The sequence below is a fragment of the Paenibacillus xinjiangensis genome, from assembly GCF_059686975.1.
Map to the genome: position 1 here is coordinate 1 of NZ_JCAALS010000011.1, position 16293 is coordinate 16293.

General features: G+C 48.1%; 11 protein-coding genes and 1 rRNA gene. 1 reads left to right on the plus strand and 11 read right to left on the minus strand.

Annotated elements, in window-relative coordinates; all coding sequences use genetic code 11:
* From AC6ESP_RS12580 to AC6ESP_RS12610, 7 genes are all read right to left on the minus strand, one after another.
* Window positions 1–108: ribosomal RNA gene (locus tag AC6ESP_RS12580) — 16S ribosomal RNA — on the minus strand; the annotation flags it as partial.
* A 326-nt stretch (window positions 109–434) separates the two neighbouring features.
* A complete protein-coding gene (ligA, locus tag AC6ESP_RS12585) occupies window positions 435–2483 on the minus strand; it encodes an NAD-dependent DNA ligase LigA (RefSeq protein WP_497097081.1) in 2049 nt (682 codons plus the stop codon).
* A gap of 22 nt (window positions 2484–2505) precedes the next feature.
* On the minus strand, window positions 2506–4866 hold the full coding sequence (gene pcrA / locus AC6ESP_RS12590) for a DNA helicase PcrA (protein WP_497097082.1): 2361 nt from the start codon (window positions 4864–4866) through the stop codon (window positions 2506–2508).
* Window positions 4867–5089: 223 nt separating this feature from the next.
* Entirely contained in the window at window positions 5090–5794 is a 705-nt protein-coding gene (gene pcrB, locus AC6ESP_RS12595; protein WP_497097083.1) for a heptaprenylglyceryl phosphate synthase, read from the minus strand.
* Between the two features lie 199 nt (window positions 5795–5993).
* A complete protein-coding gene (locus AC6ESP_RS12600) occupies window positions 5994–8513 on the minus strand; it encodes a U32 family peptidase (protein ID WP_497097084.1) in 2520 nt (839 codons plus the stop codon).
* 141 nt (window positions 8514–8654) lie between these two features.
* Window positions 8655–10547, minus strand: coding sequence for a copper amine oxidase N-terminal domain-containing protein (locus AC6ESP_RS12605; protein WP_497097085.1), 1893 nt, complete (start codon window positions 10545–10547; stop codon window positions 8655–8657).
* Window positions 10548–10584: 37 nt separating this feature from the next.
* On the minus strand, window positions 10585–11691 hold the full coding sequence (locus AC6ESP_RS12610) for a S1C family serine protease (protein ID WP_497097086.1): 1107 nt from the start codon (window positions 11689–11691) through the stop codon (window positions 10585–10587).
* Window positions 11692–11989: 298 nt separating this feature from the next.
* Here AC6ESP_RS12610 and AC6ESP_RS12615 point away from each other — a divergent pair, with 298 nt between their 5' ends.
* A complete protein-coding gene (locus tag AC6ESP_RS12615) occupies window positions 11990–12958 on the plus strand; it encodes a sugar phosphate isomerase/epimerase family protein (RefSeq protein WP_497097087.1) in 969 nt (322 codons plus the stop codon).
* A gap of 55 nt (window positions 12959–13013) precedes the next feature.
* On the opposite strand, the gene AC6ESP_RS12620 is transcribed toward AC6ESP_RS12615, so the two are convergent.
* From AC6ESP_RS12620 to AC6ESP_RS12635, 4 genes are read right to left on the minus strand one after another with little or no spacing between them, the layout of a single operon-like run.
* Window positions 13014–13433, minus strand: coding sequence for an OsmC family protein (locus tag AC6ESP_RS12620; RefSeq protein WP_497097088.1), 420 nt, complete (start codon window positions 13431–13433; stop codon window positions 13014–13016).
* Window positions 13434–13479: 46 nt separating this feature from the next.
* Complete coding sequence (locus AC6ESP_RS12625; protein ID WP_497097089.1) at window positions 13480–14232, minus strand: amino acid ABC transporter ATP-binding protein; 753 nt, start codon at window positions 14230–14232, stop codon at window positions 13480–13482.
* Between the two features lie 24 nt (window positions 14233–14256).
* Window positions 14257–14901 carry an amino acid ABC transporter permease gene (locus AC6ESP_RS12630; RefSeq protein WP_497097090.1) on the minus strand — a complete coding sequence of 215 codons (645 nt, stop codon included), beginning with the start codon at window positions 14899–14901 and terminating at the stop codon, window positions 14257–14259.
* Between the two features lie 51 nt (window positions 14902–14952).
* Window positions 14953–15792, minus strand: coding sequence for a substrate-binding periplasmic protein (locus AC6ESP_RS12635; protein ID WP_497097248.1), 840 nt, complete (start codon window positions 15790–15792; stop codon window positions 14953–14955).
* Between the last annotated feature and the right edge of the window lie 501 nt (window positions 15793–16293).

Below are 16293 nucleotides of genomic sequence, written 5' to 3' on the forward strand. Positions count from 1 at the left end.
CCGCCGCTAACTATCAGGAGTGCAAGCACTCCATCAAGTCCGCTCGACTTGCATGTATTAGGCACGCCGCCAGCGTTCGTCCTGAGCCAGGATCAAACTCTCCATTTAGGTGTTTGACTTGCTCATTACTTAACTAGCTTTATTTCAATCATTGTCGGATTTGACGTGATCCATTTGTTCAGTTTTCAAAGAACTTGCTGTCACAATTTGTCGTGACAAGTTGTTATGTTACCAGCTTCAGAAGTCGTTGTCAACTGTTTGTTTCACATTGTTTGTCGTAATGTGATTCATCTTGTTAACGCATGTCCCCGAAGCGACAAGAGATAATATACCACGTACATTTTCGAATTACAACTTGTAATTTTTAACAATCATTAATAAAAGAAGAAGCATCCTCCGCCTCCTATTGAGGGGATGATGCTTCTGTTGTTCAATTAAGCCTCACCGAGCAAACGCAGCAGCTCTTGCTCATCTTCAATAATAGCTATTCCAAGATCACGAGCCTTAATCAGCTTGCTGCCTGCGCTCTCGCCAGCAATGACGAAATCCGTCTTTTTCGACACGCTTCCTGACACCTTGGCTCCGCATGCTTCCAGCTTCTTAGCCGCTTCATCCCGCGTCATTAGCGATAACGTTCCCGTCAGTACAACGGTCTTCCCGCTGAATACACTATCTTGTCGAACGACTGCGGGCTGCTCTGCTTCTGCCTTCACACCAAGCTCCCTCATTCTTGCAATGCTCGCCATAATAATAGGATCTGTGAAGAAGCCTACTATACTGTCTGCCACAATGCCGCCGATATCGGGAAGCCCAATCAATTCCTCAGCTGTTGCGGCCATAACGGCATCCAGATTACCGTAATGGTCAGCCAGCATCTTAGTTGTTGCCTTGCCGGTATTCGGAATACCTAGTGCGAACAAGAAGGCTGCCAGCTCGCGATCCTTCGACTTCTCGAACGCATCGATCAGCTTACGGGCTTTCTTCTCACCGAAGCGATCCAGCTTGATCAGATCGTCATAGCCTAAGCTATACAAGTCAGAAGGATCACGCACGCCGCATTCTGCATACAGCTGTTCCGCCGTCATAATGCTGAACGTATCGATATCCATCGCATCTCGTGATGCAAAATGTGTTATACGGCCAATAATCTGCGGACGACAGCCGAGCTTGTTGTTGCAGAAAATATGAGCGCCGCGCTGCTCAAGCTCAGTTCCGCAGGAAGGACAGATGACAGGATACACAATTTCTTGTCCTGGTATCTCATCCACCTTGCCCAATATTTCTGGTATCACTTCATTAGAGCGACGTATAGTAACGAGAGTACCGAGCGCGTACTTCAGGTTCTTCCGTTCAATGTCGCCTATATTATTAAGCGTACAATTCTGTACCGTTACTCCCGCCAGCTCAACAGCTTCTACGCGGGCAACTGGCGTTATTTTGCCTGTGCGTCCAACTTCCCAGGATACAGACTCCAGTATCGTCGAGGTCTCTTCTGCTTCGAACTTGAAGGCTACTGCCCATCTAGGGAATTTATCGGTATAGCCAAGCGCATTTCTCGTCCGTATATCAACAAGCTTCACTACTGCGCCATCAATTAAATAGTCAAGCCCGCTCCTTCTCTCCACAATCTGGAGCAGCTCCGCTTGCACTTCCTCTATCGTATCGAAATAGGCAGCGTAAGGATTCACCTTGAACAGATTATGCCGCAAAAACTGCTGCATCTCAAGGTGGTTCGTGAAGGACACGCCTTCTGCATAGCCTACATTATAGAAATAAGCATTCAGCTTGCGCTCTGCCGTTACTCTAGGACTTAGATTGCGCAATGCCCCAGCTGCTGCATTCCTCGCATTCTTGAGCGGCTCAGCAGCAGTCTGATTGTACTTATCCAATACAGAGAGGTTCATGATACCCTCACCTTGTACTTCAATAGTACCGTCAGTGAAAGGTATCGTCAGCGGCACCGAACGAATCGTGCGCACCTGCGCCAGAATCCCTTCTCCTATCGTACCGTTCCCCCGGGTCGAAGCTTGGACAAGCTGCCCGTTCTCATACGTCAAATTAAGCGTCAAGCCGTCAAACTTGAGCTCAATGACATAAGCAGGCTGTGGAAGGGGCTCCTCCTCAGGATGCTTGCTGTTATAATCCGCAATCCCTCTTAATACACGTTGATTCCAAGCCAGTAGATCCTCTATATTCTGAGCCTTATCGAGGCTCCACAGGCGAGCGCGATGGCGATAAGATTCGAAGCCCTTAAGCAATTCCCCGCCTACACGCAAGGTTGGTGAATCAGGCAGTACTACACCGCTGGACGCTTCCAGAGCTATGAGCTCATCATAGAGCTTGTCATAATCCACATCATTAATAGTCGGCTGATCCAATGTGTAATATTGATAATTATGAGCAGATATCTCGGCTGCAAGCTCCTTCATTCTATCCAGCACCGCTGGTGCTGCCGAAGGCGTTCCTTCTTTATGAGCGTCCATGAGAGGCTCTCCTTCCTACTATTTAAACTTTGGTTATCGGTGCAAAGCTGGCAAGCAGTCGCTTGACGCCTACTGGTGCAGGGAAAGCGATCTGCAGCTCTGTATCATTGCCTGTACCCTTGAGTGATACGATAACGCCCTCGCCCCATTTGCCATGAGCAACTCTATCCCCAGCTGCAAAATCCCGATCGCCTGAGCCTCCAGCTGCGGCTGCTCCACTCTTAACCGCTTTAGCTGCTGCATCCAGCGGCGTACTTACTCGCACCCCTGCGCCTGATACGCCTGGAGAACGGCCTCCAGCTGCCGATGAGCCGAAGGTTGTTGAACGTCCACCGCCAAAGCCAAGGGAGCCCCCACTGCTGCTGCCTCCGCTTGCGCGACTGCCAAAGCTGCCTCCCGCACGACCGATCGTACCAGCTGGCGATACACCTGCTTTCAAGTGATCCGGTACCTCCTGCAAAAAGCGGGAAGGCATGTTCGAGTTCGTCCGACCAAATAAGGTACGCATTCTTGCACTAGTAAGGTATAGCTGCTTCTCTGCACGTGTAATTCCGACATAAGCAAGTCTTCGTTCTTCCTCAAGCTCGTCATTATCATTCAAAGCACGGCTGTGAGGGAATACACTTTCCTCCATCCCTATGATGAAGACCACAGGGAATTCCAGACCCTTCGCGCTATGCATCGTCATCAGGACAACAGAATCCTTGGCAACAGCATTGCCTTCTTCATCCGCTTTATCCATTGTATCGATATCCGCGATAAGCGCCAGATCCGTAAGGAATGCGACTAACGTCTTGTCGTCGTTACGCTTCTCGAAATCCATCGTAACCGACAGGAACTCGTCGATATTCTCGAGTCTTGCTGTCGATTCGAGCGTTTTCTCACGCTGCAGCTCAATACGATATTGAGTAAGCTCGAGCATTTTTTCCGTCAGCTCCGTCACTGACAAATAATCGACCATCCGTGTTAAGTTATCGATGATTCCGCGGAATTCTACGAGAAGCGCATGAGTCCTTGCATTCACATCAACGCCCTGCAAATCTCCAAGCACGGTATAAATAGAAGTCCCTCTACGGAATGCTTCCTCGGACAGCTTGCCGATCGTCGTATCGCCAATCCCTCGTTTAGGCACATTAATGATCCGCAACAGGCTATTGTCATCAGCAGGATTGGATACGAGCTTCAGATAAGCGAGCATATCCTTGATCTCTTTGCGATCATAGAACTTGATACCGCCAACAATCTGATACGGAATATCCGATTTAATTAGTATTTCCTCTATAACCCGGGATTGAGCATTCGTCCGGTATAGAATAGCATGATCCTCGAATTTGCTGCCCTTATTCACATTCTTACGGATTTCGCCGGTGACAAAATAACCCTCATCATGCTCAGAGTCCGCTTGATAGACGTTAATGGGCTCGCCATCACCTTGATCGGTCCACAGCTTCTTCGGCTTGCGTCCGCTATTCAGCTTAATAACAGCGTTAGCTGCATTCAGAATATTCGCGGTCGAACGATAGTTCTGTTCCAGCATAATCGTGCGAGCTTCGGGATAATCGCTCTCGAAGTTCAGAATGTTCGTAATGTCCGCGCCCCGCCAGCGATAGATCGATTGGTCGCTATCACCAACAACACAAATATTATGGTGCTTGTCAGCCAGCATGCGGCACAGCATATATTGCGCACGGTTCGTATCCTGATACTCATCGACATGAATGTAGCGGAACTTATTTTGATAAAATTCAAGAACCTCAGGCATTTCCTCGAACAGACGAATCGTGGTCATAATCAGATCGTCGAAATCGAGCGAGTTATTGCTCTTCAGGCGCTTCTGATATGATTTGTATACTTTGGTCACTATATCTGTAAAATAATCACCGGTCTTCTGCTCATAACGCTCCGGCGTTAGCAGTTCATTCTTCGCACCGCTAATGGCAGCTTGAACAGCCTTCGGCTCAAATTTCTTCGTATCGATGTTCATGTCCTTCATGCAATTGCGGATAACGGACAGCTGATCAGCCGAGTCCAGAATCGAGAAGCTCGACGTGTAGCCTATCCGATCGATATCTCTCCGCAGTATACGTACGCACATCGAGTGAAACGTCGATACCCATATATCCTGACCTGTCGGTCCTACTAGTGTAGCTACCCGAGCCTGCATCTCACGCGATGCTTTGTTCGTAAAGGTAATCGCAAGAATGCTCCACGGAGCAACCCGCTTCCTCTCAATTAAATAGGCAATTCGGTGGGTCAGTACGCGCGTCTTACCGCTTCCCGCACCCGCCATAATTAATAAAGGGCCATCCGTCGCTTGAACAGCGTCCCGTTGTGGTGGATTAAGCTTCTGTACTGCTTCATCTATGCTCATCGGATTAAACATTTTCGTACTCCTTTGTTCGCATTTGTTCGCCTTTGTTTCAGTGTAGACAACGGCCAACAAACTGTCAATTTACTGGTTCAAAAAAATAATGAATAAATGGCTTGTTTCAACGCTGTTTAACTCGATTACTTCTCAACAAAAAAGGCTATTCCGGGCAAGCACCTGAACCGCTCTTGGAATAGCTGTGTGTTTCTCTTCATCTGTCTTTCCTTGCTTGAATGAATCAAACAGCGTGGACCTCGCGAACAGCCGCTACTGTAGCCAGTGCCGCATCCAAATCCGAATAAATAATATTGCCTACCACTACAGTATGGGCGGCTTCCGCTGCTTGCCTTGCCTTGTCTGTATTATCAATGCCGCCGCCATAAAATAACTGCGCACCCTGTACCGTGCTCCGCGCCCTACGTACAAGGCTCATGTCACCGAACTTACCGCTATACTCGATATAGACGACAGGCAGCCGCATAAGCCGATCCGCCATCTGGACGTGAGCGATCAGCCCCGCTTCATCAAGCTCGGTTCTAGCCTCTGTTAGCTTCGCCGCCGTAGCTTCACCGTTCAATATAATATAACCCTGTGCTGCCGTCTCTTCCCAAGGAACAAAAGCGCCATATTCCACTAGCCCTTCTGTCTGTCTGCCATTAATCCATTCTGCTCGTGTCGTATTCAGCACGATAGGAACAAAATAACCGTCAAAGCCCGGTACCGCCCCATCCATTGAGGAGACCTCCAGGGCACAGTCCACTTCATAGCGTCTGATCCGAGACATCAGGTCAACGGTATTCTCGAACGTCACTCCGCTCGATCCACCAACGATGATCGCATCCGTTCCCGACATGCATATCGCATCAAGCGCCTCGTCCGATATTTCCCGCTCTGGGTCCAGCTTAAACACGTGCCTCCAGCCTGCGAACCATGCTCCGTCCATCTTCGTTAATACCTCTCTTATCATAATCCCATCGTAAGGGTTCTATTAGAATGTAGTCATCTATCCCTATGCTAAGACAGCCCCCCTGCGTTGTCAAACGAATGCTGTTGGAAGCTGCTTCGAGCACATAGGCTTCATAAAAAAAAGCCGAAGGCTGATTTACTGGCCTTCGGCTATCTCTATATGGTTCATGGCAGGATTATTTCACCAGTTGCCCGCGTGTAACCCCAATCTGGTTCGTCGCTTTGAGCGTCTTCCATACCTTCGTACCCGTGATACGACCATCTAAGGCATCACGGTACAGAGCAAGCACCTCGAGAACCTTCTCTGGTGTCTCCTCCAGGAACTCTACCCGGTAGGACGGTACACCAAGGTCAAGGAAATGACGGATATATTCTGCGCCTGATTGCTCAATGGCATTGTATACGGTGTTGCGGCAGCCTTCATCTACACGCACGGGATGGGACATGCCGATCCGGTCCTGAAGCGATGCACGGTGGTCCTCACATGGACGTCCGCAGTTCGTAAAGTCTGTTCCTTCACTCATGAATGTACAATACACACAGTGCTCCGTATGGAACATAGGCAAATGCTGCTGGATGACAATCTCCATACGTGAAGTGTCAGCATGTGTAAGCATATCCACCATCTGCTGAATATTGAGATCATAAGACGGCGTAATAACGTCAACGCCTGATTCCGTGAATAGGCTGGCTGCCTTATGGTTCGCCACGTTAAGCGAGAAGTCCCCAATTAACTGCGGGAATGGCTTGTCTGGGTTCTCAGCACGCGCCCGCAAGTAATAATAGAGTGCCCCTGTATTACGAACAAGCACAGCATCTGGCTGCAGCTTCAATATATTCGCATGATAGCCGTTCTCGCCAGGCATATGAATACGAGGGGTAGCGAGTGCGATTGGCTTCCCTGCACGTCTTGCCGTCTCGATTGCAGCCGGGAATTGCTTAATAAATTCAAAATCCGCGTAGATCATCTCTACATCGGTCTGCACAGCAGCTTCCACCTGCTCCAGGTTACGGCATAGAGCCGTAAGACGAGGGGCAGCAGCCGGAGCCTGCTTAGCAGATGCAGCAGCTTGCTGCGAATCATCCATAGGATCAATGATATTTTTCACATAGACTGGAGGTTTAGGACGTTCACCCGTCAGCTGCTCAACTGCATCACGGCGCATGCGGTTCAGCTCACGAATCGGTACAATCAGCTCACCTTCAAGGGCAACCTCCAATTGATCCAGCTGATACACAGTTCCGCCAAGCCTGCCAAGCTGATCCTCCAGCAATGCCGCATCCATTGGACGCTTCGACGCTTGCTCCAGCAGCAGCTCCGAAGCCACTTCTACCGTGTTGCCCTTCTGCACATCGGTCCACCATGTACGGAGCGGCTGGCCAAGGACGCCTTCTACCTTCACATGCAGAGGGAATACACGGTATGGCTTCTCTGTTTCGTAGGTTGCACGCAGCCGCTTGTCGAGCGCTGGGTCATTCGTCTTCCAGACACGGTCGCCAACATGCACCTTACGAAGGTCCACGTCATTGCGTCCAGGAACCAGCTCCAGCATCGTGCCTTCCTGTGCTTCGCCTTCGATCTTCACGCCTTGACGGCGCAGATCATAGATACGTCCGCCCTCTTCCTTCTTCGTTGGGTCGCCTGCATCGAACACAATGCCGTCTCCGCGCTTCAGTGGAGCATCCAGTCGAACGGTTACGGCGTCACGCAGGATACGCTCCACTCGGCCAATATATACACCCCGGCTTTTCGGGAATGTTCCTTCTACCAGCATTTTATTATTCGTACCATCTAAGAAGCCATGCGTGAAGCCACGCGAGAAGCTTTGCTGCAGCTCACGAACCTCTTCCTTGGAAGGCGCTGAGCGATCTCCGTCGAAATATCGATCGATCACTTTTCTATATTTGCTGACAACGTTAGCTACATACTCAGGGCTCTTAAGCCTTCCTTCGATTTTGAAGGAGGTTACGCCCGCTTCGATAAGCTCAGGTACCAGATCAATGGCTGCAAGATCCTTAGGAGACAGCAGATAGGCGACATCACCCATCGGCTGATGAACACCATCTACCATCAGATCATAAGGAAGACGGCATGCTTGCGCACATTCACCGCGGTTAGCCGAGCGTCCACCCCACATCTCAGATGTCAGACACTGGCCCGAATAGGATACGCATAACGCACCGTGAACAAATACCTCCATAGGCAGCTTCGCCTGCTCGCCGATCTTGCGAATTTGCTTCAGGTTGTTCTCCCGACCAAGCACGACACGCTCAAGCCCGAACGGCTTCGTAAACTCCACCGCTTCTGGTGATGTGATCGTCATCTGAGTTGAACCATGAATCGGGAAGTCCGGGGACAGCTCGCGAATAAGCTTAACAAGTCCCAAGTCCTGCACGATAACCGCATCAACACCTGCATGAATACACATCTCAATCAATTGTCCTGCATCACGAAGCTCATCTTCGAATACGAGAATGTTGAACGTCAGGAAGCCTTTTACTCCATAGCTATGAAGAAACGCCATAATCTCAGGGAGCTCTTCACTCCGGAAGTTGTTAGCACGCGCTCTAGCATTAAACTTCTCTACACCAAAAAAAATCGCATCTGCTCCATTAGCTACTGCAGCACGCATGCAATCCCAGTCACCGGCCGGAGCCAGCAGCTCTATATCTTCTCTTTTTATATCAATTGTCATTCGACTTTCATTCCTCCAATTAAAAACCTGTTACTGCTAGTGTAACAAACCAAAGCGCTTGACGCCACCACCCAATACTGGTAGAGAAGCAAGAAAGCCCGCCCTTCGGATGAAGGACAGGCTTACTCTTACGCTTACTAACTAGAACAATTGAACCGATTGAATCATATCATCCAACTGCTTCAGAACAACCGGCGTTGCGTTAGCATCATTAACGAAAAGGGTAAATACGATAATGTTGCCTTTATTCTCAAATATATAGATAGTACTCGTTGCAGGAGTCCCATAGTATGAACCTTTTGCAACTAACTGGGTTACCGAATTCACACCTATAGAAACCGAGGATGCATTAGACACATTATAATCATCCTCTTCATAATACTCCTTCAGGAATTTGGAAACCTCGGAGACGGTATCGTCCTCATATACTTCTATTTCTATATCGCTTCCGTAATCGTAATAACTAACATAATCGTCCTCGAAATTGGATGCATAGCCACTCCAGTAAGCAGGCAGAACAACGGAATAACCGTATGTGTTGCTCTTCTTCGTTACTTTTTTAGTTCGGTCTACATTGTCGTAATCATCCTCAACCAGACCGAAGTTCTTTTCTACATAAGCTGTGTCTAAATCAACGGAAGCCATTACTTTTTTGAATAAGGCATTCCCCTCCGAGCCGGCTTTCGCCGTATATGAGAAATCCAAGGCATAACGGTAGTTCCCTTTAATGAAGAACACTTCATTATAAACAGACCATGTCTTCAAATCCTCTGTCGTTTCATAGGAATAGACCATCGCTGTGCCATCCTTGAGCTCCAATGTAGAGGTCGATTCATTCCGAATATAGCTTGGTAAAACATACTCATGAACTATATCCTGACGGCGCTTCAACCATTGATCAATCGTATCCCCTTCAATAAGTGAAGTGATTTCGAGCATCATAAATCCGTCTTCTGCTACAAATGTAGGAGAAGCGCTTGTCGCTTTCCTCCAGCCTATCGGCAGCTTAACAGTCAGACCGTAATCCTCTGCATGGAAAATAATTTGACCGTCTACTACCTTCGTAATATCTTTGATGGTCTTATCAGCCGTATTGAAGCTTGGCACAAAGCTGTTGAGGAATGACTGATACGAATCCAGTGCAGACTTCTCTGTCCCCGTCACACCGATCATGATAATGTACAGCTTATCCCCTTGCTTAGTAGCGCGATACTCGAAGATCATTTTTCTTTCCTTCGATTTGGAGACAATTTTCTCGAAGCTGAGCCCTCCAACCGTAATCGTCCGCTTATCCAGAATCACTTCATCATAGCCCAGCCATCCCGACAATTCATCACGGATTTCCTCTGTCGTCAGATCTTCACTAACTTCTTCTGTCGTAACAATAACACTGGAAGCTTGCTTCGCATCTGCCCAAATAACGAAAGCACCATCATCACTTTGGTTAGTTTGAACCAGTCCAGCTGGATAGTTCATCGACCAGCCCAGGTAGCTGTCGCCAACTTTGGTCTTGCCATAATCGGAATCAATCGTGTTGCCAGAGCCCGAAGTGCCGCTTGCACGTGTGCCTGTAATGACCGTTTCCTTCGTTTTGGTATCCTTCGCGATCTTAGCACCGAAGGCCTCTACTATAACTCTAACCGGCACCATCGTCGTATTCTTCACAATAACAGGAGCTACCGACACGGTTTTGGAGGAATTATTCACCTTAACCGTTTTGCTTCCAATCGTAACGACTACTTTTTTATCATTATAAGTAAGGGTAATAATTTTGTTGTCCTGCAGCTTCAGCGTTGCTCCGAAAGCTTTCGTAATCACACTGAGCGGAACCATCATGGTACCTTTGGCTTCATAAGGGGCTTGAACCGTTATCGCTTGTCCATTAATCTTGACGGTTGAGCTCCCTGTCTTCAATCGAACCTCTACAGCTGAACTTGCAGCCTCAGCTCCGAATACGGCTGCCGGCAGCATAGCTATAATAACAAACATAGCTAGCAGCATCAGCGTTCCTTGCTTCATGACCCTTGCCTTCATCTAATCATATCTCCTCTATTAACTATTTATAAGTGAATTAGGCCGCAACAAGTGTAAGCTTACGTGTAACCAAATCGCCGTCGATCATCATCATGATTTCCAGCTGCTGTCCAGGCAGATAAGCCTTCAGAAGCTCATTCAGCTCAACAATAGACGATATCTGCTTGCCCGCTACAGAATAGAGAACATCACCGACTTGGATGCCCAGCTTCTTGGCTGACTCTGACTTAACCGAGCTGACCGTGAGCGGATCCGTAGTAGGCAGTCCGACGATCGCAGACCAGCTCTCCTCCAGCTCTATGCCAAGGGATGCACGTTTCACAGAGCCATATTTGAAGAAATGATCGGTCACATACTTAACCGTATCTATAGGGATGGAGAAGCCGATATTGTCGATATCCGTATCGACAAACTTCATCGAGTTGATACCGATAATCTCACCCTTCATATTCACAAGCGGCCCTCCGCTATTGCCCGGATTAATGGCAGCGTCCGTCTGAAGCAGCTGATAAGCTGAAGATATGGATCGATTCATCCCGCTTAGAATACCTGTAGTAGCCGTGTTCCTAAGTGTAAAAGATACCGGCGTACCAATTGCGATTACCGTCTCTCCAACCTGAGCCTTAAGTGGCGTTGCCGCGAACTTGGCTGCTGGAAGCTTGGAGGCGGTGATCTTCACCAAGGCGAGATCGCTAATTTCGTCGACATTGGATTTTTTGCCACTGTATTGCTTGCCGTCAGCCGTTACGACCGTAATATTCGTCATATTCTTGACGACATGTGCATTCGTTAGAATATAGCCGTCAGCCTTCATTATGACTCCTGTTCCATGCGAGAGTGCATAGCGGTCATCCCCGCTGCCAGAAGCCTTGCCGATAATCGCAACAACCGAAGGAGATACCGCCTTGACTACTGCCGGAACATCATTAGGCGTATACGTATAGGTTTTCTTGGCGGCATCATAGGTGCCTGCTCCACCTAATACACTCGTCAGGGAGGACGCCTTCACATATACCTCTCCATTGATCTTCGTTGCATTCATTACAACCCCGCTGCTTGCTGTCCCTGCAGCAAAAGCTGTCCCTGTCAGCAGCAACCCTGCGACTGCAATACCTATGCCTGCGCGAAGCATACTTTTCCTCACTCTATCAACCTCCTACAGGCCTATCAATCTAATCGTATTCTACTAATAAACAATTAATAATGTAGCATGTTTTTCCAATTCATACAATAATATTTGGTATATATATATGGAAGTGACGTTGGGTCAAACTACCGGAATCCGAACGTCCTACAGGGAAGGAGCCACATTCTATTTCATTTGCTTAGTTTATATGCGATTTTGGTTTATATTTCGTATTTAGTAGGTAACCTTTCTGTACGGTGCTATAATAATGATGGCTAATAAAACTATTGAACGTTCCCAGGAGGTATAGAGAAAAATGAAATTAGGCGTATTCGCAGTGCTTTTCTCACAAAAACCGTTTGAAGAGGCTCTTGACTATATTGCAGCCCAAGGTCTTCAAGCCGTAGAGCTCGGAACTGGTGGTTATCCAGGAAATGCACATTGTGATCCTGATGTACTGCTCGCAGATGAGGGCAAATTGAAAGCGTTTAAACATGCGGTGGAATCACGTGGGCTCATGATTAGTGCATTAAGCTGTCATGCTAACCCACTGCACCCACAGAAGGCACTTGCTGCACCTGATGATGCAATCATCCGCAAAACAATTGAGCTCGCTAACCGTCTTGAAGTATCGGTAGTGAACACATTCTCCGGCTGCCCAGGTGACCATGAGGATGCCAAATATCCGAACTGGCCAGTAGCACCTTGGCCGAATGACTTCCAAGACATTCTGAAATGGCAATGGGAGCAAAAAGTTATTCCTTATTGGTCTGAGATCGGTTCAATCGCTGAAGCGAGCGGTGTCAAAATCGGACTTGAGCTGCACGGCGGCTTCTCCGTTCACACCCCTGCAACGCTGCTTCGCCTTCGTGAGGCAGCTGGCAAAGCTATCGGCGCTAACCTTGATCCAAGCCACATGTGGTGGCAAGGAATCGACCCTGTCCAAGCGATTCAAATTCTTGGCCGCGAGGGTGCAATCCACCACTTCCACGCGAAGGATACGACGATTGATCCGATTAACGTGAACCGTCATGGCTTGACTGATATGCAATCCTACTCCCTCATGCTTGATCGTGCTTGGCAGTTCCGTACAGTCGGCTTCGGTCATGACCTGAAGGTATGGGCTGACATTATGAGCGCCCTTCGCCTCGTTGGCTATGACTATGTAGTCAGCATTGAGCATGAAGACGGCTTGATGTCCGTAGAAGAAGGCTTCACCAAGGCTGTACAGAACTTGCAGCAAGTTCTGATCAAAGAGCCGCTTGGTGAAATGTGGTGGGTATAAGCTTCACATAACAAAAGCCTGCCGAGCATTAGCTCGGCAGGCTTTTGTTTATTGATTAACGGGAGGCTTCTTCCCCATTAAGAATTAGACGATAAGTAATCTCTGCGCTAAGTGAATCCGATACGGCGCAATATTTCTCCTTACCCATCTCAATCGCTTTCCACACCCGATAATCAGGAACATCTCCGTCCACCTTGAATACCAGTTCAATATGCGTAAAGCCCTTAGGCATTTCTTCTTTTCTCGTCCCTATCGCATCAATCTCAATATGTTTAATGGAATCCAAGAATGAATTCATAATCATTGTAATGTCGATACCGATACATCCTGCAAGACCAGCTAGGAGCAGCTCCATCGGGGTAGCCCCTTGGCCATCACCGCCATAAGCGGCCGTTGCATCCATCCCAACACTGTAGCCAGAAGGACCTACAGAAGTAAAGGATCTTTTTCCCTGCCATGTTGTCGTTACATTCATTGAAATCCCGCTTTCTCTTATGAGGTTAATGTTTCTACTTGCTATATCATTCATTCCGATTAATTTGCCTCAGGAACCGCTTTGCTCGTTCGGTCGTAGGCTGCTTGAAGAAAGCATCCGGGGCCGCCTCTTCCACAATAACGCCTTCATCCATGAATAGCACACGGCTTGCGACACCCCGGGCGAAGCTCATCTCATGTGTCACGACGAGCATGGTCATGCCATCACGAGCAAGCTGACGCATGACATCGAGCACCTCTCCGACGAGCTCCGGATCAAGCGCAGAGGTCGGCTCATCGAACAACAGAATTTCCGGCTCCATCGCCAGCGCTCTTGCGATAGCAACGCGCTGCTGCTGACCACCAGACAACTTCGACGGGTAAGAATCCTTCTTCTCTGCAAGCCCGACCTTCTGAAGCATTTGTTCACCAATCAGCACCGCCTGCGCCCTGTTCATCTTCTTGACTGTCAGCAATGACTCAATGACGTTGCCAAGTGCTGTTTTGTGCGGGTACAGATTGAATTGCTGGAACACCATGCCTGTCTGCTTGCGAATATTCCGAATCAACGAATTGCGCTGACGTTTTTTCATATCCGCATCTACATGGATACCGTTCACTTCAATGGAGCCTGCGCTTAGCGTCTCGAGTCCATTCAAGCAGCGAAGCAGCGTGCTTTTGCCAGAACCACTGGGGCCCAGAATAACGACTATCTCGCCCTGAGCCACTTCCATATCAATACCCTTCAGAACCTGTACATCCTGAAAGGATTTCATTACACCTGATGTTGTTATTATCATCGCTCTCACATCCCAACCAGACGATCAATAAGCTTTGGACAAGCGCTTCTCAATTCTCTCCAAGATTGTCGAGAACACGGTACTCATCACCCAGTACATAATGGCAATACCGATGTAGAATGGCATATTCACATAATAGCGAGCGATGAGCAGCTGCGCTGTCCGTAATAGCTCGGTTACTGCTATGAAGGAAACAAGCGACGTCTCCTTCAGCATGCCTATGAACGTATTCCCCATTGGAGGAATCGCCACACGTGCGGCTTGTGGGAAAATAATTCTCCACAGCGTCTGCCAGCTAGTCATGCCCGTTGCAAGTGCAGCCTCTGTCTGTCCATGAGGTATGGATAGAATGGCTCCACGGAACGTCTCTGACAAATAGGCGCCGACATTAATGCTTAATGCCAGGCATGCCGCCGTCAAAGACCCAAGTGTAATCCCGTAATCGACCAGACCATAATAAATGATTACGATCTGCACGAGAACAGGAGTCCCTCGGATGACGGATACATAGACACGCGCTGCCCACCGAACGGGCAAGTTGCCTTTTAGACGGGCCACAGCTACGACTACACCGATGATTAGCCCGAAGAACATCGAGATCACGGTAATATACAGAGTATAATAAGCACCCTTTAACAACAATGATAGATTATCAAAGACGAGCTCCATAACGTAATGATTCCCTTCTTACTGCTTCACTTGCTCCCAGGGAAGCTTAGCTTATTCTGCAGCCGGCTTCTCACCGAACCATTTTTCGAAAATCGTATCGTATGTTCCGTCTGCCTTCATATCAACAAGAGCTTGGTTAAGGGCATCACGGAATTCAGGGTTATCCAGGCGAACAGCAATACCTGCTTGATCCGCTTTAATGGGCTCTCCGACTGCTTTGATCTTGAACCCGTTCTTATCTACGATTGGTTTCAAAGCATAAATATTGTTAATCGTTGCGTCGATGCGTCCTGCATTCAGATCCTGAAGCGAGGTAATGACATCATCATACGTTTTAATTGTAAAGTTACCTACCTCAGGAATAGCTGTATCGCGCAAATAAGTCTCATCATTCGTTCCAAGTCCTACGCCGATATTCTTCCCTTTGAAGTCTGCAAGCTTCGTAATGCTATCGTTGCTGTCTTGTACGATAATTTTCACTTCGTTCGTAATATATCCCTCAGTGAAATCAATCTGCTTCTTGCGCTCTTCTGTAATCGTCACTTGGCTAATGATGGCATCGAATTTCTTCGCTTGAAGACTGGAGATGAGCCCCGAGAAATCTTGAGTTGTGAACTCTACTGTCACACCAAGGCGTTTCGCTACTTCCTTCGCAATATCAGCGTCAAAGCCGTCAACTTCATTGTTGTCATTCATGAAGTTATACGGTGCATATGTGCCCATCAAGCCAACCTTCAGTACACCCTCTTGCTTAACTTGCTCGAGCAAATTAGATGCTGCTGCTCCTGAATCAGGAGCTGGTGAAGCCGTATTCGATGTTTCATTGTTCGTATTGTTAGCCCCACATGCGCTCAATACGACAGTAAGTAAAAGAACAGCTGTTAAGAGCATATAAGTTGATGCTTTGGATTTGAATTTGTTCACGATTGATTCTCTCCTTTTAATTTATGTCTCTACATAATGTGTCCGGCTTTCGCCAGCTAATCCGTAATCAGACAGGATAAAAGCAAAAAGCAAAGTTAAGCAATGTATGCCAACGGGTTTGCACTGACTCGTCAGTCAGTACAATTCAAATCCTATAGGGTAACTGGACTATTGTCAAGTGAAACTGCTATTAAAAGGATAGTTAGACTCTATTGTATATAAAAACGAGCCTCTAGAAAACTTCTAGGGCTCGTTTCGTACAAACCGTATATCCTGATTTCTGCCCGCAATAAAGGAAATGCCGATCGGCAAAGACTGACTGGACTCAAGTGGGATATGCAGCTGCGGTAATCCCGATAATCCAGCGATGCAGGTAAGCTGCAGCGCACCTAGACGCCATTCCTCCTGGTCAGGTCCACTACCGCCAAGTAGTGGAGCACCGCTGGGCGTAGTGGTATCATTAGCAGA